The organism is Ruegeria sp. ABV3_008, assembly GCF_056161185.1.
On record NZ_JBSWYP010000017.1, the window covers coordinates 37,340 to 62,608 of the forward strand.

At 52.9% G+C, this 25,269-nt stretch carries 18 protein-coding genes; 11 read left to right on the forward strand and 7 right to left on the reverse strand.

Annotated features, from left to right (window positions below; all coding sequences use genetic code 11):
- Positions 1-2: 2 nt before the first annotated feature.
- The 3 genes from ACXAH8_RS21210 to ACXAH8_RS21220 form a co-directional block, all read right to left on the reverse strand.
- Positions 3-6,446: a type I polyketide synthase gene (locus ACXAH8_RS21210; protein ID WP_475220537.1), complete on the reverse strand. Its 6,444-nt coding sequence runs from the start codon at positions 6,444-6,446 to the stop codon at positions 3-5.
- Between the two features lie 355 nt (positions 6,447-6,801).
- Positions 6,802-7,215, reverse strand: a complete 414-nt coding sequence (locus tag ACXAH8_RS21215; protein ID WP_475220538.1) for a hypothetical protein — start codon at positions 7,213-7,215, stop codon at positions 6,802-6,804.
- Complete coding sequence (locus ACXAH8_RS21220) at positions 7,215-8,621, reverse strand: GMC oxidoreductase (RefSeq protein ID WP_475220539.1); 1,407 nt, start codon at positions 8,619-8,621, stop codon at positions 7,215-7,217. Before ACXAH8_RS21220 ends, ACXAH8_RS21215 begins: the two co-directional genes overlap by 1 nt.
- 129 nt (positions 8,622-8,750) lie before the next feature.
- Here ACXAH8_RS21220 and ACXAH8_RS21225 point away from each other — a divergent pair, with 129 nt between their 5' ends.
- Together ACXAH8_RS21225 and ACXAH8_RS21230 are read left to right on the forward strand one after the other, a co-directional pair.
- Positions 8,751-10,298 (forward strand): hypothetical protein, encoded by a 1,548-nt coding sequence (locus ACXAH8_RS21225; protein ID WP_475220540.1) that lies wholly within the window; start codon positions 8,751-8,753, stop codon positions 10,296-10,298.
- Positions 10,299-10,533: 235 nt separating this feature from the next.
- Positions 10,534-12,108 carry a hypothetical protein gene (locus ACXAH8_RS21230; protein ID WP_475220541.1) on the forward strand — a complete coding sequence of 525 codons (1,575 nt, stop codon included), beginning with the start codon at positions 10,534-10,536 and terminating at the stop codon, positions 12,106-12,108.
- Positions 12,109-12,329: 221 nt separating this feature from the next.
- Here the strand turns inward: ACXAH8_RS21230 and ACXAH8_RS21235 are convergent, their stop codons facing one another.
- Positions 12,330-12,482, reverse strand: coding sequence for a hypothetical protein (locus ACXAH8_RS21235; RefSeq protein WP_475220560.1), 153 nt, complete (start codon positions 12,480-12,482; stop codon positions 12,330-12,332).
- A 493-nt stretch (positions 12,483-12,975) separates the two neighbouring features.
- Between ACXAH8_RS21235 and ACXAH8_RS21240 the strand changes: the two genes are divergently transcribed.
- Positions 12,976-13,296, forward strand: a complete 321-nt coding sequence (locus tag ACXAH8_RS21240) for a glycosyltransferase (protein ID WP_475220542.1) — start codon at positions 12,976-12,978, stop codon at positions 13,294-13,296.
- 9 nt (positions 13,297-13,305) lie between these two features.
- Here the strand turns inward: ACXAH8_RS21240 and ACXAH8_RS21245 are convergent, their stop codons facing one another.
- Both ACXAH8_RS21245 and ACXAH8_RS21250 read right to left on the reverse strand, forming a co-directional pair.
- Positions 13,306-14,826, reverse strand: coding sequence for a hypothetical protein (locus ACXAH8_RS21245; RefSeq protein ID WP_475220543.1), 1,521 nt, complete (start codon positions 14,824-14,826; stop codon positions 13,306-13,308).
- A gap of 83 nt (positions 14,827-14,909) precedes the next feature.
- Positions 14,910-15,677 (reverse strand): WecB/TagA/CpsF family glycosyltransferase, encoded by a 768-nt coding sequence (locus tag ACXAH8_RS21250; RefSeq protein WP_475220544.1) that lies wholly within the window; start codon positions 15,675-15,677, stop codon positions 14,910-14,912.
- 180 nt (positions 15,678-15,857) lie between these two features.
- On the opposite strand from ACXAH8_RS21250, the gene ACXAH8_RS21255 reads away from it, so the two are divergent.
- The 8 genes from ACXAH8_RS21255 to ACXAH8_RS21290 all read left to right on the forward strand — a co-directional run bounded on the left by ACXAH8_RS21255 (position 15,858) and on the right by ACXAH8_RS21290 (position 24,204).
- The gene (locus ACXAH8_RS21255) at positions 15,858-16,730 is read left to right on the forward strand and encodes a glycosyltransferase family 2 protein (protein WP_475220545.1); all 873 of its coding nucleotides are present in this window, start codon (positions 15,858-15,860) and stop codon (positions 16,728-16,730) included.
- Positions 16,731-16,735: 5 nt separating this feature from the next.
- Positions 16,736-17,746, forward strand: coding sequence for a UDP-glucose 4-epimerase GalE (gene galE / locus ACXAH8_RS21260; protein ID WP_475220546.1), 1,011 nt, complete (start codon positions 16,736-16,738; stop codon positions 17,744-17,746).
- Positions 17,739-19,178, forward strand: a complete 1,440-nt coding sequence (locus tag ACXAH8_RS21265; RefSeq protein ID WP_475220547.1) for a UbiA family prenyltransferase — start codon at positions 17,739-17,741, stop codon at positions 19,176-19,178. The genes galE and ACXAH8_RS21265 overlap by 8 nt, the downstream gene beginning before the upstream one ends.
- A complete protein-coding gene (locus tag ACXAH8_RS21270) occupies positions 19,175-19,603 on the forward strand; it encodes a GtrA family protein (RefSeq protein ID WP_475220548.1) in 429 nt (142 codons plus the stop codon). Before ACXAH8_RS21265 ends, ACXAH8_RS21270 begins: the two co-directional genes overlap by 4 nt.
- 38 nt (positions 19,604-19,641) lie before the next feature.
- On the forward strand, positions 19,642-20,922 hold the full coding sequence (locus ACXAH8_RS21275; protein ID WP_475220549.1) for an FAD-binding oxidoreductase: 1,281 nt from the start codon (positions 19,642-19,644) through the stop codon (positions 20,920-20,922).
- On the forward strand, positions 20,919-21,656 hold the full coding sequence (locus ACXAH8_RS21280) for an SDR family oxidoreductase (protein WP_475220550.1): 738 nt from the start codon (positions 20,919-20,921) through the stop codon (positions 21,654-21,656). Before ACXAH8_RS21275 ends, ACXAH8_RS21280 begins: the two co-directional genes overlap by 4 nt.
- A 173-nt stretch (positions 21,657-21,829) precedes the next feature.
- Positions 21,830-23,176, forward strand: coding sequence for a hypothetical protein (locus tag ACXAH8_RS21285; protein ID WP_475220551.1), 1,347 nt, complete (start codon positions 21,830-21,832; stop codon positions 23,174-23,176).
- Positions 23,177-23,280: 104 nt separating this feature from the next.
- Entirely contained in the window at positions 23,281-24,204 is a 924-nt protein-coding gene (locus tag ACXAH8_RS21290) for a hypothetical protein (RefSeq protein WP_475220552.1), read from the forward strand.
- A gap of 196 nt (positions 24,205-24,400) precedes the next feature.
- On the opposite strand, the gene rfbA is transcribed toward ACXAH8_RS21290, so the two are convergent.
- Positions 24,401-25,267, reverse strand: coding sequence for a glucose-1-phosphate thymidylyltransferase RfbA (gene rfbA / locus ACXAH8_RS21295; RefSeq protein WP_475220553.1), 867 nt, complete (start codon positions 25,265-25,267; stop codon positions 24,401-24,403).
- Positions 25,268-25,269: the final 2 nt, after the last annotated feature.

Below are 25,269 nucleotides of genomic sequence, written 5' to 3' on the forward strand. Positions count from 1 at the left end.
GTTTATTCCGCGGCCTCCTGGTGGGGTGGATGACTAAGAGTGGGGACGGAAATTTCAGCGGCCTCCAGACAGCGCTGCATACGGGCGGCAAGCACCCGAACATTCGGTTCAAGCACCATGGAGTCGTGGTCTCCCGGCACTTCATGTATCTCTATGTTGGGAGCCCAACCTGTCCAGTCATTGTCATGGGTCAGGTAATCGCGTTCGCTGTTGACAAGACGGTCCGGAGCGACCTGCCATTTGCCGACAAGTGGTGGCCGGAACAAGGTCAGCGGCCCGTTCCAGGGCCGCAGCGGGTAACTTGCTACACTTTCCAGAAACGCAGCTTCAATGGCAGTGTCATGGAAATGCTGAGCGTCCGTGGCAGTATCGTCTTCGATGCCATCCTTCCGTTTCTCGATTTCCCAGGCGAGGCGGTTTTTCAGCCAAGTCACGGGGTAGGATAGCCCCTTCCTCTTCAGCTCAAGCCACTGGATCATCGCCCGATCACGCGTGCTCAGCGCCCGTCGCACTGGCAGGGGGGTATCCAACATGATCAGGGCCGATATCTCTTCACCAGCTTCCGTCAATTGGCGTGCAATCTCATAAGCGGTGATTCCACCGCCCGAGAATCCACCCAGCATATAGGGACCATGCGGCTGAACCTGACGCATTTCGGCGATATAGTCGCGTGCCGCTTCGCGCAGATCACGATGCGGTTCCTCGTCACCATAAAGGCCACGGGCCTGCAGCCCGTAGAAGGGCCGATCAGACCCGATCAGATGGGCCAGATGGCGCAGGTTGAGCACATTACCAAACATGCCTGCCACCAGGAAAAATGGTGTTTTCGATCCGCCTTCGCCGGAATGCATCGGAACCAGATGCGTAAAGCGACGCGCAGGTGCGGTTGGTGCATCCGCAGGGGCCGCTTCTGAGGCCCCTTCAGTGGGCACGCCACGGGTGGCAATCAATTCGGCGCATTTGCGAATGGTTGGCGCCTCGAACAGAACGGAAATGGGGAAATCCACATTATAGGTTTTCCGGATCTGTGCAAAAAGCCGGACGGCGATCAGGGAATGCCCCCCGAGGTCAAAGAAACTGTCCTCGACCCCGATCTGATCAACTCCCAACAGCTCCTGCCAAAACCCGGCCAACCGGCGTTCAATATCATTGTCCGGCGCCACATATTCTCCGTCGAGATCCGGGCGTTGGAATTTCTGGTCGCTGTCACCGGCGGAGGCGCCCGTCTCTGCGGCCTGTTCAATCAGCGCGTTTAGATCCAAAGATGACAGAATGGCCTGCGATTGGTTCAATCCCAGTGCACGGAAGAAGAGGTCCGCGCCTTCTGACGCCAGAATTCCCTGTGACAGGTTATGGCGCAGCCGCTCCTCGGCAGGCGACAAGGGTTGTGCGATATCCGCATCCCCTGCACTCGCCGCATGTGATGTATCGCTCTGGGCAAAGTCTGCGGCAGAATCCATCCGCCGGATGGTGAACCCCTGAACCTCAACACATACTGTGCCGTCGGGCAGGGCAATTGTCACATCAAACCCGGCCGTTTCGCCATCAGCCTGATTGTCGCCAGCGTTACGGACCCAGCTAACGATCTGTGGTCCAAGCGGGTGGTGCACTTTCACCGAGCGATACGAAACGGGCACCCACAGATGGGTGGGTTGATAGCCTTCGATCAGGTCCATCGCCCATCCCGTCGCCAAATCCATCAGACCGGGATGAAGATCATAGCCTGCGCTCAGATCGCCTGTCAGATTTTCCTGCAGGCAGAGATGGGCAATACCCTCTTCGGTACCGATGGCTGTCTGGGTCAGGACTTGCCAGCGCGGGCCGAAGTTTAGATGTGCTTCTTGTGCAGCTGTCAGGCGCGCATTTGCTTCGGCTTTATACTGCGGAGCGCATCGGGCGGTGATCGCGGCAATATCAAGGGGCGGTGGCGTTTCCAGCGGCAAGAGCGATAGGTTGGCTTGGGCGTTCATCTCAAGGCCGGATACCCCTTCAGGAGCGCTCTCGATCACCAGATCATAGCCCATGTCGCTGCGTGGCAGGCGCAGTTGCACCTGTTGGCCGGTATCATCATCAACAGCCAGCGGGCGTAGGAAATAGAGGTCCCGAATTTCAAACGGGCCGGTTTCGCCCTGGGCGCGCAGGGCCTCGGAGGCAAGCTCCAGATAACCTGTGCCCGGCACCAGTGCCTGACCCGTCTTGGTCCGGTGATCATCAAGGAACCAGCGCCCCGCCACTTCATACTCGGCGGTAAAAACCCGGTTTCCGGACCGATCAAAAGTGGCGTTGTCCAACATGGGCTGGTCGATCGATTCAACCGGCGCCTCTTCGGGTCCGATGCGCGTTTCCATGGCATCCGCGGCCATGCCCACATCGGACCAGATGCCCCAGTTTACAGCCAGCACCTGTGTCTTGTCCTTCGCGCGTGCGCGGGCATAGGCGTTGAGATATTCATTGGCGGCTACATAATCGATCTGCCCAATGGGCGCGGTTGCCGTCGACGTCGAGGAAAACAGAACCAGCCAGTCAAGTGATCCGTCAGGAAAGACCTGATCCAGAACCTGCGTGCCGTGAATCTTGGGGGTAAAGACGTCTTCAATCTCCATCATGGACTTGGTCATGATAGGCGCGTCATCGATCAGGCCAGCGGCATGAATGACGCCATGGATTTCTCCAAACTCTTGCGTGCTGCGCGCAATGATGCGCTGCATGTCTTCGACATTGCTGACGTCTCCTGCAAGGGGCAGGACTTTCCCGCCAGCAGCTTCAAGTGTCTGGATCGCGCGGATGTTCCGGACGGTTCGGTCCTGTGGAGCGTTCTGATGCAGAATTTGTTCCCAGCTGTCATGCGCGGGCAGAGAGCTGCGCGACATAAGAACTATATTGGCCCCGGTTTTGCGGATCAGAGCTTCGGACAACGTAAGCCCGATACCTCCGAACCCACCGGTGATCAGGTAAGTGCCCCCGGTGCGCAGGGGTAAATCTGCAATGTCAGGTTCTGGCAGAGGCTGCGACCGGTACCCCTGCACATAGCGTTTGCCGCCGCGAATGGCGGCAGTCAGTGTGGCCGGTTCTGCGAGCAGATCCTCAAGCACCTGATCCACCATGTCGTCGGATAGGGTCGGACGACGGCGTTTGCCTTCGGCCTGAGGCAGATCAATATCGAGTAGAGCACATGTCAGGCCGGGAAACTCGCGCGGGATCACCCGCGCGGGACCGGTCAGCGTAGCTTTTTCCGGGTGTGGTAAATCTTCACCCCTAACCTGTAAGGCACCCGAGCTCAGCACATGCATATGCAGCGGCATTGGTAGGTCTTCTTCGCCAATCGCCTGCGCCAGGAAAAAGAGGCTATAAAAGCCTTGTTCCAGATTGCGGTGGAAGAAGCTGCTGCCAGGGCGGAAACTTTCACGATCTGTCAGGGACCAGCCATGCACAATACGGGTGGGCAGGCGGCGTTGGTCCGACAAATCCCTGAGCAGCATGTCATAACCTTCGCGCCCCCGTTCCGGCGCAAGACAGTAGTGATCTTCCTGGATGCGCGCGAAGCCGTCGCCGGGAACCACCGTGGTGACGGTGTGGCCAGCACCCCGCAGGCGCTCGGCCAATTGACGGCACAGGCCCGCTTCATCTTCAAAGACAAGCCAGCTTTCAGGTGGCACATCTTCCAGGCCCTTCGTCACGTCGATATCGCAAGCAGCATAGGTAGGGGTCCAACTGACGCGGTATCCCCAGCCATCAGGATCATCGCTGCGCATCAACCATTGGGTTTCCGCATCTGACTGGGCTTTGCCCGGCTCAATGAAATAGGGCGCGCGCTGGAAAGCATAACTGGGCAACACGACGCGATTGCGCCGCGCCTCGCCCCAATATTGGCCCCAGTCAAACTCTCCGCCCAAGGCCCAGACCCGGCCCAGCATCGCAAGGAAATATGCGTCATCGGCGATGTCATCCTGCGGGTGACGCAGGCTGCCAATCACCTGGTTGGCATCCACCTTGTCATGCTGGCCGGTCAGTGAGGCCAGCGCTTTGCCCGGACCGACCTCAATGAAAATCCGCTCGGGGTTTTCCGCCAGTGTGGTGATGCAATCGGCGAAATGAACCGTGTTTCTCAGATGCCCGACCCAGTATTCCGGGTCGGTGGCTTCTTCGGCTGTGATCCATGTGCCGCTCCGGTTCGATGGGAACGGAATTTGCGGAGCGTTCAGGGTGATGCCGCGCAGGTAATCGCCAAAATCCTTCAGGATCGGCTCTAACATGCGGGAATGCGCAGCGATGTCGATCTGGATGCGTTGGCAGTCGATATCCTGCACCTGCAGCCGCTCGGCAAGCGCGTCAAGCGCGGCCTGAGGCCCGGTTGCAATACTCAAGCCCGGGGCGTTCACCGCGCCCAGATCCAGATCGCCCCCCAGCAGCGGGCGCAATTCATCCGCAGGCAGCGGCACGCTCAGCATACCACCTGCCGGTACGGTATCAAAAAGCTGGCCGCGCAGATGCACAAGGCCGATGCAATCCTCAAAGGACATGACACCGGCCACACAAGCGGCGGTGTTTTCCCCCATGGAATGACCGACAAGCGCGGCTGGCTCCACACCCCAGCTGATCCAGAGCTGCGCCAGGGCATATTCGGTGATCATGATCAGCGGCAATTGCACCGAAGGCGTTGTCAGACGTGCATCAGCCTCGGCCTCCTGCCCGGATTCCGGCAGCCACAATGCGCGGATGTCATAGTCGAGCTTGGGCTGCAGGATCTCCAGCCCGCGATCCATCCAGTCGGCAAAAACAGGCTCTGTTTCATAGAGATCGCGCGCCATGCCAGCATATTGCGCACCACCTCCGGGGAACATGAAAACATGGTCGGGATTGTTGGAGATGACGGAATGCGTAAAGACCCGGCGCGGATCGCCGTCTTCCAGAAGCGCCGCGGCTTCCTCGTGGCTTTCGGCAGCAATCACCCGGCGTTTCTCGAAACCCCGACGTCCTTCTTTGAGGGTCCACGCGATATCGGCCAGATCTTCATCCTGATGCGCCCGCAAATGTGTGGCCAGCGCGGCTGAGTTGCCCTCAAGCGCCTTTTTACTGCGCGCAGAAATAGTCAGCAATTGGAACGGCCAATCGGATGGCTCGGAGGCGGCCCGTGTGGGGGCCTCTTCCAGTACCGCATGGGCATTGGTTCCGCCGACCCCCAGCGAATTCACCCCGGCGCGTCGTGGCCCTTTGTAAGACACCCATGGAGTCAACTGGTCATTGACGCGAAACGGGCTGTCTTCGAAATCGATCGCCGGATTGGGCTTTTCATAGCCCAGGCTTGCCGGGATTTCCTTGTGATGCAGGGCCAACGATGTCTTGATCAGGCTCGCCACCCCGGCGGCGGTATCCAGATGGCCGATATTGGTTTTCACCGACCCAAGCTTGCAAAACCCCGTCTCATCGGTGGTGTCTGAAAAGGCCTGTGTCAGCGCCGCCACCTCGATCGGGTCCCCGAGATACGTGCCGGTGCCGTGGCATTCCACGTAATCCAGCGTATCGGCGGTGACATCGGCCATGGTGTGGGCCTCGGATATGGCAGCAGCTTGCCCTTCGACGGACGGGGCCAGATACCCCGCCTTGTCGGCCCCGTCATTGTTGATCGCCGTACCGCGGATCACACCCCAGATGTGATCACCATCGGCAATCGCATCTGACAGGCGACGCAGCACCACTGCCCCTGCACCTGATCCAAAAACTGTCCCCTGCGCCCGATGATCAAAGGCGTGGCAATGACCATCCGGCGACAGAACTTCACCCTCTTTATAGATGTAGCCGCGGTTTTGCGGCAACTCGATGGTGACGCCCCCGGCAATCGCCATATCACATTCACCGGTCAACAACGCCTGCGTGGCGTAATGCGTTGCCACCAGCGAGGTTGAGCAGGCCGTTTGCACATTCACGCTGGGGCCCTTGAGGTCAAGAATATGGCTCAAACGAGTTGAGAGGAAATCCTTGTCATTGCCGGTATGGCGCAACAGGAACATGCCCACGTCATCCACAAGGTCAGCATTCGAGCAGATGTTGAAATAGAAATAACTCCCCATGCCGCAACCGGCAAAGACCCCGATTGGACCAGAAAAGCTTTCCGGCGTATGACCTGCATTTTCCAGAGCTTCCCAAGACACCTCAAGGAATTGGCGATGCTGCGGATCCATGATGGCCGCTTCCTTGGGGGAGAGTCCGAAAAATTCGGCGTCAAAATCCTCAAACTCCTCCAGAGGGGCAGCAAAAGGCACATAATCCGGCCGGTTCAGTAAATGCGGAGCTTCACCAGCCGTGCGCAATTCGTTTTCACTAAGATGGCGGATAGATTCAATACCAGCCCGCAAGTTGCGCCAATACTCGTCAACCGAGGCCGCCCCAGGCAAATGCGCGGCCATGCCGATAATGGCAATGTCGTTTTCCCTAATGGAACTATTCACTTAAAAACACCTATGACTGAACCGGGTCAACCTTATGCCTTGTGGGTAACTTTACCAAACAAATCTGGCTTTTTTTATAATGTTGGCTAGGCTTTGTGAGGGCTTTTGTCTTGTTAGAGTAAGTCGTTTTTTAAGCAGGCGGAGAAATCTTGGGGAAAACCACCTCGATTTAGGTGGTTGTGAGGATCTTTCTGCATAAGCGGAGGTTACCGCCAAAGCGTGGACAATAATGCAATTGCTGACGAACTGTTGACGTCTCAGGGGGTCCCGTTTGCGCTGTTTTACGCACAGCCCAAGCATGCCTGCGTGATAGACGCCGCGCCACCATCAACAAACCAGCCTGCCGCCGGACATATTACAGATAGTGGCTACTTAATTGATTGGCGCACGCGTTTTCTTCAGGAACAAAAATTCCCGCGTAGAAAAAATCTTCTCCAACCTCTAGAACTCTGATGACATTGGTGGATCTCAGAAGAACTCCTGTCATATGTCGTTTGATGTCTTGTTCAGGCTTTGGAACAAGAGTGATGGGCTGGGGTTTGATTCTAAAATAGACTGTTGCCAGACTGTAATCCCTGCTCTTTGTTTTTTTGAGAAAATGGAGGTAATCAGTTATAAAGCCCTCCCGCTGCGCAGCTTTGGCTATATCCGGGCTAAAATCCTCGGATATTTGAGCATATACCCAATCGCCTAATCCGGTTGTCAGGGAAAATGCTGCCAATCCACCGAGGGCGGCTCCAGAGAGAAGAATACTACGCCGTGTGATCATTAGACTGACCTTGCCGCTAGTAGGGATAAGGCAGACAAGGTCAGTGTCGGGTTCGCGGGAGAACAAGACGGAAATGCTCCTGCCCCCAAACTCAGAACATTTGATATCTCATGGGTTTTGAGTTCTCTGTCCACAACACTGGTTTGCGCGTCCGTGCCCATTCTAGTGGTTCCTAAAATATGCGCTTCTGTCGGAATCTCTCCCAGATCGACAGTACGTTCGATCTCTGCGGGGATTATACGGTTAAGGTTTTTCAAAGCATAGGATATCCCTGCGTAGCTGTAGTCCGAATGACCAACCCATTCAATGTGAACTTCATCATCCACAAGGGATACCCGATTGTCTGCCTGTGGGATGTCTTCAGCAACGAGCCTTAATGTGAGACGCTCTGTCCAGAGGCCTTTCTCGGGGCGAACCGCTGCGGGAACATTTACGTTTTCAATTAAGATAGCCGCGCGCTCGGACCGGTCAAAATCATGATAAAAATGGTAGCCATGCCCTGTAATGGAACTTCCTCCGAAAAAGTTCTTGATTGGGGTATCGATCTGGATTTGACGACTCACCTGCTCGTTCAAATACCGTCCCAGCGCCGGTGAGGTGAAACCGCTTCTAAGAAGGATTGCCGCGTTCGAAATAGCATTGGTGCCCAGAGCTATAAGGTCTGACCGGATTTCGTGCTGACCTGTAGCGCCTTCGATTAGAGCGGCCTTCCCAATGCCAGCCTCTGTTTGCAACGCCCGAACTTCGTGCCCCGTGAGAAGGTAAGCATTGTCTCGTTCGAAATGCCTAATTCCATTCTGAATTGTAAATTTTGCGTCGATCGGGCATCCGTGGCAAATTCCATTGGCACAGCATTGTGGGCGGTCGCCACCGTTACTTCGTGCTGTTGCCACAGGCACCCAAAGCGGATCTTTCTGCTGTAAAAAAATATCTGATCGGGACGATGCATGCGCCGGATAAGGGAAAGGGCGACTGCGCGGTAGAATATGTCTGGCCTCTGCGCCCGCGATATCCATTACGTATTCGACTTCATTGTAAAATGGCTCGAGTTCATCATAGCCTAGCAACCAGTCCTCGGCTTGCCCGAAAAGACTTCTTGTTTTGAAATCATCAGGATGAAATCGTGGTGCCTGACCCCACCAGCAATTTGAGTTACCCCCAAACACGGTGCGTGCAACCCAAGGTTTGACTTTTTCAGAACTGTTGTGTTGCGAAAATTTTTCAGAGAATTTTTCTGTCTCTGCTATGAATTCTTTATGAGGGACCACCTGGCCTTTCTCGACAATCAGCACAGAGAGTGTTTTGGGTAACCCATATAAAAAGAACATAGCGGCGAAGCTGCTGCCAGCAACGATGACATCCCAATTTCGGCTCTTTGCATCTGCAACAGAAATTTTGTTTATCATGGCTTTGAGTGTAAAATCCGTCAGATGTGTTGTTCAACAGGGGTATCTTTGATCCTGCGTTTCCTGTCTAAGCTGGATATCTCTGTATTTAGTGACATTACCAAAACAGATTAACCAGTGAGTATATGAATGCGTGTTTATTTTTGCCTAACAGTTTACCTCTTATTCTGCGCTGCGCAGTATCTTTTTGGGTACTATTTTTGGGGCCAGAGCAGCTTCTCGGTTGGGAATGACGATGCTTTCATCAGCTTTAGATATGCGGAAAATTTGATAGCTCATGGTGTCCTGAGCTATAATATGACGGACGCTCCCCCAGTCGAAGGATACTCGAACCCTCTCTATGTTTTGATAAGCGCATTGGCCTTTCTTGTTGTAAGCAAAGGCTCCGTATATCCAGTGATGGCTTTTGCAGGGGCTCTGGTGGTCGCTTGTGGCTTGGGCTTGGTATCTCGTCACCCATATCTTAAGATAAATCAAGAACTTATACTTCCCACTATTCTACTCCTGGCTCTTTCACCGACCCTTTGGATACATGGGACGTCTGGGTTGGAAACGGCTTGGGTGTTTTTTGCGCAGGTATCATTGTGGGTGTGTTTGTTGACCTATTTGGATACGTCCGAAAAACGATATTTTGCCGTGGTCTTGATCGCCAGCATTGTGTTGGTTCTGCTTCGGACGGATGGTTTTGTTTTCCCAGTATTAAGCGCCCTATATCTCCTGATTCAGAGGAGAAGGTCTGCTGCTATTTATGTTGTCGGAACGTGTATTGTTACGTTTCTCGCTATAATGGCCCTGCGGCACTCCTATTATCAGTTGTACATGCCCCTTCCTTATTATGTTAAAGTGTCCGGTGCTTTAACAGACAGGCTAATTTTTGGGGCCAAACTGCTTTGGAGCATTTCTTTGAAGGATGGCTATCTTTTTCCTCTTATGGGAATTCTGCTTGCGGTATGCAGTTGGTTTTCCAGAGGCATGTATGGGAAGAAATATGACTTAAAGTCTATCGACTATGAAGTGTTTTGCGGGTGTGGGTTGTTGACATATTATCTAGTCATAGGCGGGGATATATATCGTGAGAGATTTCTTCTGATCCTGCTGCCCATGGGGTTGATTGCGCTTTGGAGAGCTATCCAGGTCCACAATCTATCAATAAATTTGATAACTGCCGTTATATGCCTGCAGCAACTCTCGGCATTTGTTTTCGACCCCAGGCTACAGTACACCTATACATACCCCAAATATGACAGGGCTGTAGCGTTGGGAGAATTCCTGGCAGAGAACCACCCCAAAGCTACACTTGCGACCGGGACAGCTGGAAAGCCAGCATTCTTTAGCGGATTGAAAACTATAGACATGCTTGGGCTGAATGATCGGCATATTGCGTTTGTTGAACCCAAGCTATTCATTCCGGGGCACAGTAAATTTGACCCTGATTATGTTTTTAGCCTAAAGCCGGATTTAATATGCTCACATGTTTTCAAAGACGGGTCGCTTGCTTATGGCATGAACAAGTCAGCTTATGATTCCGAGGGCTATTCTCTGGCGTATTTGGTGCGGGACCGTGGGGTCGAGGGGCCCGAAATTGTCATTCCGGAAGAGACAAATAGCGATGATGTTGGGGGGCTTGTTGAAAATGGTTATAGCTTTGGGTGTGTCCTGAGGGCGAATACTCACTAATGAGACCAGAGCAGGCTGTCTGCCTTACAGGCGTAATTCAAGAAAACCAATTTCACATTCGCCCTAAGATTGTTCAGAAGATGATATCAAAAAGCCCGCAGACATACAATTTTCTTGGGCTGTTTCATGCGTTCATTTACTGCTGCTCGCTATTATGTTGTTTTGCGTTATCCCGCCTGCTCATCACTGTTTCAGCTTGTGTAGACAATCGGCGGCCAGACTTCAGAAAGGTTAAATGTTGAACTTTTTTCAGAAAGCGCTGCTACTTCTAGTTGCTCTGTCATTTGCTTTTGGCATTGCATACCGGCTATTCCCAATTTTTACCGGTGAACCGGATTTATCCCAGTTCTTCATCACCGAAGACGGATATCTCATGCTCACAGTGGCCCGCAATATGGCATTGGGTCTTGGGATGAGCGTGTCAGAAGGCACCATACCCACAAATGGGGTTCAGCCGTTGGCAACATATATTTTTACCATCCCTTATATTTTGACTGAGGGCGCAAAGTCGTCGAGTTTGGCCGGAATCCTGCTCATCTCCACGGTAATTTCTGTAACAGCCATCTTTGCCATGCAGCGCTTTTCACAAGAAGTGATGCGATCCCAGAATGCAAGCAGCGTCTGGTCGTGGACGGCTGCTGCCCTCTGGTTCGTCGGCCCCCTGCTTTTGCTGCATTCAATGAATGCGCTTGAGACCGGCCTTTATACGCTGATGGTTCTATCTGTCTTGCTGCTGTTCGGAAAAATACTGCAACAGGGGGAATCCAGTACCGTTCTGCAGCGTATTATCTTTGGTGTCATTTGTGGTATTGCGTTTCTGGCGCGCGTTGACGCCGTCTTTTTACTTACAGCAGTTTTCATAGTCTGGCTGGTTTATGAACTTCAAGTGCTGCGGGCATCGTTTCTCAAGGCTGTTTGGAAGCTGTTCTTGCCGGGCATTATTTCGATTGTCGTTGCGTCTCCCTGGCTCATAAACAACTATCTCAACTTTGGATCGATTATGCCTATCAGCGGGCAATCCCAATCACTGGGAGCAAGTTTAGGGAACAACATTTCCCTGCTGCCTGCCAAATTATTTGAGCACGCTCTTCCGATGCTGCCGGTCCCGACAGCTTGGGAAGAACACTTCGTGTCAATTACAATTTTTTCCGGACTCGTTTTGTTTTTCGTGATCTATTCTTTGGCTCTGATTTGGCGTGCAGGCGAGTCGGTGCGTTTTGTCGTTCTGGCTTATGTGATGTACGGGCTGTTTTTGAGTGTATACTACGGTCTCTTTTTTGGTGCCCCACACTTCATGAGCCGATACATGGCGCCGGTGGCCCCTTTGCTGATCATTTCCGTATTAGTCTCGGGGTTGCATCTGATACACCGGTTATTGCCTCATTATGCGGCGCGGGTTCTGCCCGCTGCGGCATCTCTCTCCTTGCTCTTATGTGTTGCTCTGCTTGGACGCCTATTGCTGCCTGACGCAAAACAGCAGGGGCATTTTCAGGTTGTAAACTGGATCCAGGAGAATGTTCCGGAAGAAACTTGGGTTGGCGCAGTGCAGACCGGAACGCTGGGGTATTGGCATGACCGGACAATCAACCTGGATGGTAAGGTGAATCCGGAAGCATTGCGCGCGCTTCACGAAGCCGGTGATGTGCTGGATTATGTTACCGCAAGCCGGGTTGAATATCTGGCTGATTGGTCTGGAATCACGAAGTGGGTCACCTACGCCGAAGAAAGAGGATCATCATTCTCAGTTGCCTTCGATGTGCTCGTTGAAGATACTGAGGAAAATCTGGGGGTTTTACAGAGAAAACACTAAACATCTTGAAGAGGTCATGGCCGAGCGGGGTGTGTGCTTAGATCACGCTACATCGAATAGATGTATGATGAACCGTTCGTCCATGATTATGGCGTGATCTCAATTCCTATGACCACGTCCAACAAGGTGTGTGTCATCTGCCAATGCCCATGCCGGGTCGGTCTTTCGTACAAGCGTGAATAAATCATAAATATTGTCGATCTTGCCTCCCAGCACAGAGATCACCATGCTTGTAGCTGGACGGCGCTGATAGAGAATAGGCCGTCCGTCATCCTGATCTTCTCTTCCGCTGAATATTGCTTGCGCGTGGCGCGGCGGATGTCTTTTACAACTTTCTCACCATGGCTCTGCTTGGTTCCGGGTTTCGTTCTCATCTCCACTCCTTGGCGGTTACGATGAGCCAGAAACCCTCTCTTATCAAATCGACCTAAACTGTCCCATTGGCGCTGACGTCAGACATTTGGCGACTGGGGATCAGTGTCTTGTTTTCAGGCCCATAGATTGAAGCGGCCTTATGGAGTCTGGACAGACTGGGTGCAATCCGAAGTAGTTCGCCGGACTGCGGATAGTGGTCCGTGGCGCCAACGTGTACAAGCTCGGCTCTATCACCGACCTATGGCGTGGTTGGAGCGTTATATAATACGTCGAGCCTCTCTGGGGATGTTTCAAGGCCGGGACACCTATGAAGCATATGCGCCATACTGTAGTCAGCCGCAAATGGTCTATTATGTAAATGTTGATAAGTCAGAGCAGATTTCTTCTGACGCGCTAACTTCCAAAACTGCGGCTACGTCAAACCCGCCGACCAAGATCGTCTACACTGGACGTGCTACCACGATGAAGGGTCCGTAAGACTGGATTACAGTTTTGGAAAACCTCCGAGCGGCTAGAGTTGACTTCCAAGCCACCTGGCTGGGTGATGGACCTGAACTTGCTGCAATGAAAGATCGAAGCGCTCGTGCCGGATTGCAGGAACGTTTGCACTTTACCGGATTTATCAGTGATCGTGTGGCTGTACTGGAACATCTGCAAAGCGCAGATACATTCCTTTTTTGCCACAAGACACCCGAGGCACCACGATGCCTGATTGAGGCATTGATTTCGGGAACGCCGATCGTTGGGTTGGTTACTCTTATACGCTACCTTTTATCATCTTGGCATAGATTACGGGCTTCAAAGCAAACGTAGCTCTGGTGTCTATTCAATCGACATGGTTAAAGACGGCTGCCAGACATTTTCATCCAATATATAAGTGATTGCCTGTCCTTCGAGCGTAAAGTCGCTCCCCTGCAACGCCATAGCCTGATCATCGGACATGTGTCGCCGCCAATTCTCTGAGCTTCCGCCGCCATTATGCTCTGTTTCATCACGCCAAGGTGCAGACCAGTAGAGTAGCGGATCATATTGTACTCCTCGACCGATTGCGTCGTAGTCGATCCGAGACAGCCGTATCTGCCCGTTGCTGTCGGGAGAGTAAGATCGAGCTTGATGGGAAGGGAAATAGACGGAGAGAATAGCCGGTGCGCTGTAATGTACGCCGTTCCAGGCAATCACGGCAATATCGATACGGGATGTTTGCCGAATGTGGCGTGTGTCGATCGGATAAGGATCATGCCAGGCGATGGTAATATCCGCGCGGTCCTTTACTTCACCTTGAGGCGTGATCGTGACCTTCTCAGGGTCTCCGCGCAACAAGACCCAGTGAAAGCTGAGTGGCCGCCCGTTCGGATCCCTGGTTTCTGAAGCGGAAAGCGTGATTTGTTTTTTATATTCAGGGCCGCGCCACAATCTTGCGATAGCTGAGGGCGTGGTAAACAGACGCTCTGAGCGCCCGGCAAGGCCTGCTGAAATGCCAAAATCTTCTCCCAATACCCGCAAGCGGACCATTGGCGGGATGTCTTCCGGCTGTATAGCCGCAGCAAAGGACACCATCCGCGCGGGCGATAACTGCGCCTCGTCAAAAGCACTGGGATGTGCTGCCGCCCCGAGATAGGTGTCAGAGCCATAGAGCCCTTTTTGCGTGCGTCGCAGGATCATTTGCAAAGTTGGAGCAATCAGCTTCTCTTCTTCAAGCTTTTCGCGGGTTTCGGGAGCAAACGCGGCGAGCGTCAGCGCCAACGCCCTTAAAAAGGCTTGGTCAGAACCTGATGAACCTTGCGAGATAACCATGTAAGGCCAGTTGGCAGGGAAAAGATCCTGATCATCGTGGTCCCGGTGTTCAGGGTAAACATACAGGTGATTGGTCGCATAGGTGCGAAAGGCGCGTGCAGGTCCAAAATCTGTGGTCATAGCCAGTCGAGGCAGGCTGCGTGGTGTCGGTCCATCGGTCACCGCGGCCGAGGAATTCCCCAGCACCGGCAGGGGCAAAAGCAATACTCCACCCAAGCCCAGATCAACATTGGCTGCTTGCAATTCGGGCCCATAGCGCAAATGCGTCAGGGCTGGGAATAGATCTGCAGGCAGCTGCGAATGTTCCCGATCACGGTTGTCATAAATGACGCCTTGCAGTCCCGCTGCTTGCCCGCGTGCGGCTAACCTGCGCAGCAGCACGGCTGCATTATCTGTTGCTTCAGGACTTACAACCGGAGCATCCGGATCGGGATCCGGTACAGACAGTTCAGGTGCCGTCCAACCAAAAACACCAATTTGAATAAGATCATCCGGCTTAAGCTGCAACTCGGCTGCCCAACCTTTTGAGTCCGAAAAAATCAAGGACATCCCAATTATGAAAGCAGGCCAACGATGTTGACGTCTGTGCCTTCTGATACAAGGCTTCGGAATATTGAAACTCTTAAAAGAGATCATTGGTTCCGACCTGCCATCCGAGCCTCACGCACCAACCCCGGCATGATCAGGATACACCTCCAATAGCGCCCAGCCAGTCGCTTGGGATTACTCAACATGCGCCACACCCATTCAAGCGCCAGCGCTCGTACCCACTTGGGCGCGCGGGTTTGATGCCCCGCAATGAAATCAAGCCCCGCACCGATTGAGACAAATCCGCAGCCAGGGGCGTGCTTGCGCCCTTCAATCGCCAATTGTTCCTGCTTGGGCGCCCCCAGTGCCAGAAAGCACAGTTGTGCTCCAGATTGTCGAATTGTCTCAAGATAGGAAACAGCATCTGCTCCTTGGGGATCAAACCCAAAAGGCGGTGCAATCTTTTCGACCACCCGCAATCCTGGGTATTTGGTGGCCAATTTCCGTGCCGCCTGATCGAGCGTTTCAGGTGTGGCTCCCAAAAACGCCACTGGCACATTATCTCGGGCGGCCATTTCGGCCAGAGGCTCTATCAACTCGGACCCCGGCATAAGATCAACCTCGCGCCCGGCCATCCGTGAAAGCCACACGATCGGGTTTCCATCCGCCACAATATGGCTATGCGCTTTATAAGATTGGAAGAAATCGGGGTTGCTACGCATCTTCACAATGTGGTCAAGGTTCAATGTCGCGAGTGCAAACCCTTGCCCTTGCCGCCAGTGCTCCTGGATGCTTTTGAACAATCCGGCGCGATCAGGGAAGTTTACAAGATCCAGAACTTTGGCCGTATGCCGGATATCTGTCTTGCTCATTGCTGTTTCATTCATACAGGCTGCCAGTGACAGAATTAGAAACTTGATCTTTTCCTTGATGCGTGAGTGCCCTTTCATTGTCCATAGTGCTTTGCAAGTAAGGGAAACTCTGGCATCACAGCACCGATGTTTCAGGCAATTTTTTTTATGATGATGTAAATGCGTGTTTTAGATGAGCCAGTGTCTGATCTATCTCCAGCGGAGGACAGTGCTCTAACACCGCTTTGCATCATCATCGCGGCGCATAATGAAGAGGGCTATATTGGCGCCTGCCTGAATGCGCTTTTACTTCAGGATGAAAGTGCCGGTCCGGTTCATGTCATTGTTGCCGCCAATGCCTGCACTGATCAAACTGGGCCGCTAGTTCTTGGTAATCAGTCTCGATTTACTGAGCGCAACTGGCAACTGGAGCTTTTGGACATTCCAACCCCGGGGAAGCTAAACGCTTTCAATGAGGCAGATGTGCTTGCAGGCCGGTTCGTTGGTGGCGCGCGAATTTATCTGGATGCCGATGTAATTTGCGATCCGGGCCTCATCGGACAGTTGCGCAAGGCCCTTTCGCCCTCAAACGCAGTCTACGCCACGGGGACTCTGCGGGTCAGCCGCGCCCGCAGCTGGGTTACACGGCGCTATGCCGACCTCTGGATATGTCTTCCGTTCGTACAAGCCGGAGCCGTAGGAGCGGGGCTTTTTGCGGTCAATGCCACGGGCAGGGCACGGTGGGAGGAATTCCCTGACATCATTTCGGATGACACTTTTGTGCGGCTGAACTTCAGCCCGGCTGAACGTATTGAGGTACCTGCCTGCTACCATTGGCCCATGGTCGAAGGGCTGCGCAATCTGATCCGGGTACGCAGACGCCAGGATGCCGGCGTCGAAGAAGTGAAGCGCCTCTTTCCTGATCTCATTCAAAACGATGACAAGGCCCGGTTGACCGCACCTGCGCTCCTGAGGCTGGCTCTGCAAAAACCAATTGGTTTTGTGATTTATGTTCTGGTGCATCTGATGGTCCGTTTGCAACCAGGCGGCACAGAGTGGACACGAGGAAGATAACGGCTATGGCGCAACATATCCTACTCACAGGCGGGGCGGGCTTCATCGGATCACATACCTACGTCGCTCTGACGGAAGCCGGTTATCGGGTCACGATCCTCGACAATTTCGAGAATGCACAAAGGGAAGTGCCCGAACGGCTTGAACAGATCACCGGCAAGCCGGTTCCGGTGCTGGACTGTGATATCCGGGACGCCGATGCTCTGCAGGCAGGGTTTCATAAGCAAGATTTCGATGCTGTTGTCCATTTTGCCGCGCGCAAAAGTGTTCCAGAAAGCGAAGTGGATCCCCTGGGATATTACCAATCAAACTGTACCGGGCTTTTGAATGTCGCCCAGGCCATGCGCACCCATGGGGTGAGCAAGATTGTCTTTTCGTCGAGCGCAGCCATTTACGGCAACCCCGCACAGGTACCCACCCCGGAAGAGTGCCCCGCAGCCCCGGAAAACACCTATGCCCGCACCAAATTGTTCGGAGAAGAAGCCCTGCAAGCGCTCGGTCGGGCCCATCCAGATTTCGTCACCGGCGTTTTGCGCTACTTCAATCCGGTCGGAGCGCACCCCTCGGGCTTGATTGGTGAAGACCCTCGCCAGCCCCCGACCAACCTCGTACCAGTTATTAGTCGGGTCGCGACGGGCAAACTTGACAGGTTGCAGATATTTGGCGGCACATACCCAACGCCCGACGGCACCGGTATTCGAGATTATATCCATGTCGAGGACCTGGCCCAAGGACATGTCCTGTCACTGAATGCTCTTTTCAAAGACGGCATTGGGCATTGTGTCAACCTAGGAACCGGTTCCGGTCAAAGCGTGCTGGACGTCCTTCACGCCTATGAGAAGGCCTCTGGCCAAACCATTCCCTATGAAATCACCGAGGCGCGCGCCGGTGATGCTGCCATCTCCTGTGCTGCTACGACACGGGCCCGAGACCTATTGGGGTTTGAAACACATTACGGGCTGGAAGAAATGTGCCAGAGTAATTGGGAATTCTTGAAGGCAATCGATCATGAATGACATTTCTGAACTGAAATCACCTGTACTGGTAGTTGATCTGGACGGGACGCTGATTGCCTCGGACATGCTGTATGAAACATTCTGGGATGCTTTCTCGCGCCATTGGCTTACGCCATTTCGGACTATCCCGGTTCTTCTGCGTGGCCGCGCCGCATTGAAGCGGTTCCTGTGTCAATCCAGCCAGGTCGATATTGAAACGCTGCCGTTCAATCAGGAGGTTGTCGATTATGTGACAGCATGGCGTGAGGCCGGAGGGCTAACGGCCCTGGTGACCGCCTCGGATCATGAGATCGCCCAAAAAATTTCAGCGTACCTTGGCATTTTTGACGAAGTTCAAGGAACAGATGAAAGCGTCAATCTGAAAGGGGAGAATAAATCAGCCTTTCTGGAGCAGAATTTTGGAGCGCAAGGATATGTCTATATTGGTGACAGCACGGCCGATATTGCCGTTTGGGAAAAGGCCAGCAAGGCGGTGACTGTAAATGCTTCGAAACATCTGCGCAAACGTGTTGAGGGCCTGGAATGCGAGCATGAGCACCTGTCCTTACCAAAGAGCTCAAAGATGCCCTATCTGAAAGCCCTGCGGCCGCATCAGTGGCTCAAGAACATACTGGTCTTTTTGCCCATGCTGGCGGCACATCAAATTGATGCCGAGACCGCCTGGCAAAGCTTGTTGGCTTTCATCGCTTTCAGTTTCATTGCTTCAAGCGTCTATGTTGTAAATGATCTAGCCGACCTGTCAGCCGACCGGGCTCATCCCCGTAAGAAAAACCGCCCGTTTGCTTCGGGAGCCATTCCAGTCTCTCACGGCAGTTGGATGGCCTCCGGTCTGATCCTTTTGGGGTTTGCAATCGCCAGCATGGTCAGTTGGGCATTTGTTGCGATTATGGCGGTGTATTACATCGTTACTGTCGCCTATTCCTTTTCCCTGAAACGTAAACTTATCATTGATATCTGCACATTGGCGGGGCTCTATACGATCCGTATTATTGCCGGGGGCATTGCAACACAGATTACTCTTTCTGTCTGGCTGCTGGCCTTCTCAATCTTTTTCTTCTTTGCGCTTGCAGCTGTGAAACGTCAGGCTGAGCTGGTCGACAGTGCGTCGCGCGGAAAACTGGGGGCATCCGGCCGTGGGTATCAGGTCGATGATCTACCGTTGATCACAATGATGGCGACTGCGTCTGGCTATCTGTCGGTACTGGTTCTGGCGCTGTATATTAATTCACCCAGCATTCAGGATCTCTATTCCCAGCCTCTAATAATCTGGGGGGCTGGCCCGGTTTTGCTCTACTGGATCAGCCGTATTATTATTTTAACACACCGTGGCCACATGCATGATGATCCGATCGTCTTCGCGGCCCGTGACCGCATCAGCTTGATCTGCTTTGTCCTAATTGCGGCCCTGGCGTTTGGTGGGGCTTTGCTATGAGCATTCGTACCATTGCACTGCGTTATTGCTTCTTCGCGATTATGGCCACGGCGGCAAATCTGGGCGCGCAGCGCTTGGTTCTTGCTGTAACCAAGCACGAGCTCAGCCTGCTTCTGGCGATCATTTTCGGAACCGCCGTCGGGCTGGTGGTGAAATACATTCTGGATAAACGCTGGATCTTCTATGATCTGGAAAAGGATTTGTCCCAAAACAGCCGAAAATTCATGCTCTACACCCTGACCGGGGTTGTGACGACAGCCATATTCTGGGGCGTGGAGGTCAGCTTTTGGTGGATTTGGGAAACTCATCTGATGCGTGAGATCGGTGCGGTTATCGGACTGGCGATTGGTTATTTTGTGAAGTTTCGACTGGATTGTATCTTTGTATTCCCCCATGCAACATTCCACGAGAGGGCATCTCTGTGAAGCTCTCAGGCTGGGGACGACATCCCATACTCGAATGCATGACGCAGGCACCTCGCGATCTGGACGCACTGCGCGCTATGATAGAACGCGCGCCCGGGATCGCCCGAGGTAATGGCCGGGCTTATGGTGACAGTGCATTGAACACGCACAACACGATCCAGATGCGCCACTTTAGCCATATGCTGGACTTCAATTCAGAATCAGGTCAGCTGGTGACGGAAGCCGGTGTACTGCTTGATGATGTGATCCAGTGCTTTCTTCCGCGAGGCTGGTTTCCGGCTGTGACACCCGGCACACGGTTTGTGACCATCGGGGGGATGGTCGCCGCAGACGTCCATGGCAAAAACCACCACAAGCATGGCTCTTTCGGGGCTTTTGTCGACTGGATCGACTTGGTCGATGCAACCGGCGCGGTTCGCCGCTGTTCACGCGAGGAGCATGCCGAGCTTTTCGAGTGGACCATAGGTGGCATGGGTTTGACAGGCATCATCCTGCGCGTTGCATTTCGTCTGAAACCAGTTGAAACCGGCTGGATCCGGCAAGAAACGTATGCGGCACCGAACCTCGACGGTGCTATTGATTTATTCGAAGAAACCCTTGATGCGACCTACTCCGTCGCTTGGATTGATTGCCTGAGCTCCGGCCCTGCATTGGGGCGTTCTATTGTTATGCTGGGCGAGCATGCAGACCGTGCTGAACTGTCCGAAAGTAAACGAAAAACCATTTTCCCGCTACCAGGCAAAAGCAAGTTGAACGTGCCTTTCAATGCCCCGCGATTTTGCCTGAACCGCTTCAGTATGCGCCTGTTCAATTCGGCTTACTATCACGGAAACGCCCGCAAAGAGGGCACGGAATTTATCAACTGGGCTAGTTACTTCTATCCTCTGGATGCGGTTTTAAATTGGAACCGCCTCTATGGGCGTAAGGGGTTCAACCAATTTCAATGTGTCTTGCCGCTGGCGCAGTCACGAGATGGTATAAAACGCCTTCTGGAAGAAATATCCGCAAGCGGGCGCGGGTCCTTTCTGGCGGTCCTGAAACGCTTTGGACCACAAGACAGCCGGTTTTCATTCCCGATGGAAGGATACACACTGGCTCTGGATTTCCCCCGTTCTGCAGAAACGGATCAACTGCTGACAAAGCTGGAACACATAACGGTCACACATGGTGGCAGGATTTATCTGGCAAAAGACAGCCATATTAGTGCCCCTAATTTTCTGCAGTCTGATGAAACCCGTATCCGGGCTTTTCAGGGCATGCGATTAAAGGGGCCGGGCGAACACTTCACATCATCACAATCTGAAAGGTTGGAACTTTGAGCAAAGCCGCTGTACTCATATTGGGCGCAACCTCGGATATCGCGATTGCGACGGCCCATGTATTTGCGGCTAAGGGACACCCCCTGCAATTGGCTGCGAGGGATAGGGAGAAGCTTGAAGCCACCAAAACCGATCTGGAAGTTCGTTATCAGGTTCCAGTCAGCCTGCAGGAACTCGATGTGCTGAATTTCGAAAGTCATGCGCCGTTTGTTGCGGAACTGCCCGAGCTACCGGGCATTGCCATTTGCGCCATCGGCCTTTTGGGCAATCAGACCGATGATGAACAGAACCTACAATCTGCCCGTCGGGTCATGCAGTCCAATTACGAGGGCCCGGCCCACATCCTTTCTCTGCTGGCGAATGCTTTCGAAGAGCGTGGATCAGGTACATTAGTGGGCATCAGCTCTGTCGCAGGCGAACGGGGACGCGCCAGCAACTACATCTACGGATCCGCCAAAGCTGGCTTCACCGCTTTTCTGTCTGGCTTACGCAATCGGCTATCGTCCAGGGGAGTAAATGTTGTCAGCGTGCTGCCAGGATTTGTGGCAACCAAAATGACAGAAGGTATGGATCTTCCCGATAAGCTGACGGCACAACCCGACGAGGTCGCCGCAGCAATTGATCGCGCCATTTTGAAAAAGCGCAATGTGATCTATGTTCGGCCTGTCTGGGCCCTTATCATGGGGATCATTCGTAATATTCCCGAAGCGATATTCAAGAAAATGCGTATATGAAAATAACGCGCCAGCCCTATCAATCATCCATGTCGGGACGCATATAAACGCATATGCCAAATGCATTCGCATATTTTGTATTGTTCTCGTGGCCACTGGTCACGTTCGTACTGTTTCGAACCCTGCCTCGCACACATGCTTTAATCATATCTATTGTCGGGGGATATCTGATCTTGCCGCAGCAAGCGGGTTTTGATCTCCCGCTGCTTCCAGTCCTCGACAAACATTCCATTCCAGCGCTAAGCGCTGCCTTCATGTGCATCGTCACCCGAGCAAACAGAACACGAGTCTTCAATACTACTTCAACTGAAAAGCGCGAAGCGTCCGAGCCACACAAGTCCAGAAAGAAAAAAGGGGCCTACTTATTTCTGATTGCCGTATTGATTGGATCAGCCTTCATGACAGTCGTCACCAATAGCGAGCCGGTCATATATGGAGTTGTCTATCGACCTGGCATGCGCATTTATGATGCCTTTTCAATTATACTCACGGAGCTTATTGCCATCCTCCCATTTATGCTGGGGTGGAAATATCTATCATCCGAATCCGATCATCGCATATTACTAAAAATACTTGTTGTTTCCGGTTTATGTTATAGTCTTCCGGCCCTTTTCGAAGTGCGTATGAGCCCCCAGTTGAATGCTTGGATTTATGGGTTCTTCCCACATTCGTTCCTGCAACATATTCGTGGTGATGGATATCGACCCATCGTGTTTCTGCAGCATGGCCTCTGGGTCAGCATTTTTTTTGCGCTTACTATTCTCTCAGCCGTGACTTTACTTAAGTCAAAGTCTAGTCCGCGACCCCAAGCTTGGCTTGTTATAGCCGGGTTCTGGCTGCTGACCACCTTGTTCCTCACAAAATCCCTTGGGGCGTTTGCTCTCACGCTTCTGTTCGTACCAGCAATTTTGTTTATGAGAATTACTAGCCAAATGCTTGTTGCGATGTGTGTGGCAGGAATTGTGTTACTTTATCCGATGTTGCGCGGTGCAGATCTTATCCCGGTTCAAGAAGTTGTGAATCTGGCCGAAAGTATCAATCCGCAACGCGCGGCGTCTTTTACCACAAGAATAGAAAATGAAGACCAGATTCTAGAGAAAACAAACTTGAAACCCATGTTCGGTTGGGGCGGCTGGGGACGGGCTGAAATATATAATTCAGAAACAGGGGAAGTGCTGAGCATCCTAGATGGTACTTGGATTATTGCCATGAGCTCTTTTGGTTGGATCGGATATATCGCGCGATTTGGCCTTTTGACCCTCCCTGTATTCATACTCGGTCGACCTGCAAGGCGAAGAGATCTCACTGTGGTAACATCAGGCTTGTATTTGATATTGACCGTAAGCCTGATCGATTTGTTGCCCAATGCGACACTTACATCGGTCACATGGATTATAGCAGGAGCCTTGGCAGGTTTTGCGTTGAAGAAAGACATCAGAATGCCTGTTGCGCATCAAAACGAACAAAGACCGGCTGAGGAAAAAGCTGTATTGTACCAACGCACACCTAGAGAGAGGTGAACCGGATACTGCGATAGACCCAGAGAGGAATCTTATAGCTGAGTTACTTAAAAGATACGTTCTTAGGCTTCTAAGCTGAAGCGACAAGGTGAGAAGAAAAAGATATGCATCACATTTATTGTTTATCATTAATATTGCTGCTTATTGGCGGCTTATTGTCTTCGAATCCGGTACTTGCCGAAGAAGACATGAACCTACCTCCGCGGCAGCCAAGCCGTCTTTCCGTTAAGCAGATTCACAGTGGGCATAGCCTGTCAGATACGTACCTCGCACATCCCTGGCCAGGCCGTTTAACACTGGCGACCGGATTTCGAAGTAAGTCCGACCCACACAACACCATTAGCAAATCCACCATCCCCGGATCTCCATTGCATTGGCGGTGGTCGCATCAAGCCGGATACGGGCAGCCAGATGCTAGGGTCGATATCGGCGATTATGAACTCCTCGTGACAACCGAAGCCGTACCGTTGCGTTCTGATCCCGAGGATTTCCGGAGAAACACGCTGGATTTAATAGAAAGATGGGTCAAACACAGCTGGGCTCAGGGCAATCGCGGGCACGGCGCCGAGGTTATGCTTTATAGCACCTGGATCGGCTTGGAAAACCCAGACGGGAGCACGTCTGGTGGAGAGAGCCGGAACTCGTTCCGTAAACGCCTGGAAGCAGAAGGCAGGAAATGGGAACAAATGCAAGATCATGCCAATGTGATCCGTCCATCAGACATGCCTGCTATTTACATGATCCCGGGTCACAGACTGATGATGCGTATATACGATGATATCCAAGCGGGAAATGCACCAGGCCTCAATAGCATGAGTGATATTTTCAAAGATGATATTCATCTCAACGATATCGGCAGTTATGCCATGACGTGCCTTGTCTACGCTGTGATCTACCATCGCAACCCCCGGGAACTTCCAAACCGATTTGCAGTGCCGGAAGATACGCTCAGCCGGGCACAGGCTCTATATTTTAAGGCCATAGCCTGGGAGGTCGCTCGGAATTACGCACGTTCAGGGGTGCCCTAATTGTAGTCCACCAGCGACGCGGAAACGATCCGCCAGATTAAAGCACGCATAAAAGAAACTATTCCAAAGCCCCGTTTGAAAAACAGCGGCTATATCATGTTTCCAAGCTATAGGAGTGTGGCGATAGACTCAATTTCTTGTATTTTGAAATCTCAAAGAACACTTACGCGTAGCGCTCTCGTAAAGGGCCCATCATTCAGCTCAGCAAAAGTTTCAAATACTCACCATATGTGGACTTGGCGAACAGTCGGGCGCGCTCTTCCAGCGCTGTATCATCAATCCAGCCGTTGACCCAAGCAATCTCATCCAGGCTTCCGGTCTGCATGCCCTGTCGATCCGTCAGGGTGCGCACAAAATTCCCTGCATCCAATAGCGACCCATGCGTGCCAGTATCCAACCAGGCAAAGCCGCGGCCCATGGTCTGAACGTTCAGCAGACCTTCGTTCAGATACATCTCAAGTAATGACGTGATCTCCAACTCGCCGCGCTCGGACGGCTGGACCTGACGGGCGCGCGCCGGGGCGTCACCGTCGAGGAAATAGAGGCCGGTCACCGCATAGTTTGAGGGCGGTACTTTCGGTTTCTCGATGATGCCGCGTACTTTCTGTCCTTCGAAATCGACCACGCCGTAGCGTTCGGGATCGGCTACACGATAGGCGAAGACAGTTCCGCCGCTCTCTTGCGCATCTGCAGCACGCAATAGGTCCGGAAGACCGTGGCCGAAAAAGATATTGTCTCCCAGGATCATCGCGGACGGGGCACTGGCCAGAAAATCCTCGGCCAGTGTGTAGGCCTGCGCTAGACCATCCGGCGACGGCTGAGTGATCCAGGTCAACGACAGGCCGTATTGGCTGCCATCGCCCAACAGACGCTGGAACTGTTCCTGATCCTCTGGCGTCGTGATGATCGCGATCTCACGGATATGCGACAGCATGAGCACGCTCAGAGGGTAGAAGATCATCGGCTTGTCATAGATCGGCAGCAGCTGTTTTGAGACCGCCATGGTGATCGGATACAGCCGAGTTCCCGAGCCACCAGCCAGAATGATACCTTTGCGTTGCATGA

Excerpts from the sequence above, each read along its gene's own strand:
- ACXAH8_RS21215 (WP_475220538.1), bottom strand. The coding sequence starts at position 7,215 with ATGATCACACGGCGTAGTATTCTTCTCTCTGGAGCCGCCCTCGGTGGA.
- rfbA (WP_475220553.1), bottom strand. The coding sequence starts at position 25,267 with ATGCAACGCAAAGGTATCATTCTGGCTGGTGGCTCGGGAACTCGGCTG.
- galE (WP_475220546.1), top strand. The coding sequence starts at position 16,736 with ATGGCGCAACATATCCTACTCACAGGCGGGGCGGGCTTCATCGGATCA.
- ACXAH8_RS21225 (WP_475220540.1), top strand. The coding sequence starts at position 8,751 with ATGCGTGTTTATTTTTGCCTAACAGTTTACCTCTTATTCTGCGCTGCG.
- ACXAH8_RS21235 (WP_475220560.1), bottom strand. The coding sequence starts at position 12,482 with ATGAGAACGAAACCCGGAACCAAGCAGAGCCATGGTGAGAAAGTTGTA.
- ACXAH8_RS21270 (WP_475220548.1), top strand. The coding sequence starts at position 19,175 with ATGAGCATTCGTACCATTGCACTGCGTTATTGCTTCTTCGCGATTATG.
- ACXAH8_RS21220 (WP_475220539.1), bottom strand. The coding sequence starts at position 8,621 with ATGATAAACAAAATTTCTGTTGCAGATGCAAAGAGCCGAAATTGGGAT.
- ACXAH8_RS21290 (WP_475220552.1), top strand. The coding sequence starts at position 23,281 with ATGCATCACATTTATTGTTTATCATTAATATTGCTGCTTATTGGCGGC.
- ACXAH8_RS21275 (WP_475220549.1), top strand. The coding sequence starts at position 19,642 with ATGACGCAGGCACCTCGCGATCTGGACGCACTGCGCGCTATGATAGAA.
- ACXAH8_RS21265 (WP_475220547.1), top strand. The coding sequence starts at position 17,739 with ATGAATGACATTTCTGAACTGAAATCACCTGTACTGGTAGTTGATCTG.
- ACXAH8_RS21245 (WP_475220543.1), bottom strand. The coding sequence starts at position 14,826 with ATGTCCTTGATTTTTTCGGACTCAAAAGGTTGGGCAGCCGAGTTGCAG.
- ACXAH8_RS21230 (WP_475220541.1), top strand. The coding sequence starts at position 10,534 with ATGTTGAACTTTTTTCAGAAAGCGCTGCTACTTCTAGTTGCTCTGTCA.
- ACXAH8_RS21250 (WP_475220544.1), bottom strand. The coding sequence starts at position 15,677 with ATGAGCAAGACAGATATCCGGCATACGGCCAAAGTTCTGGATCTTGTA.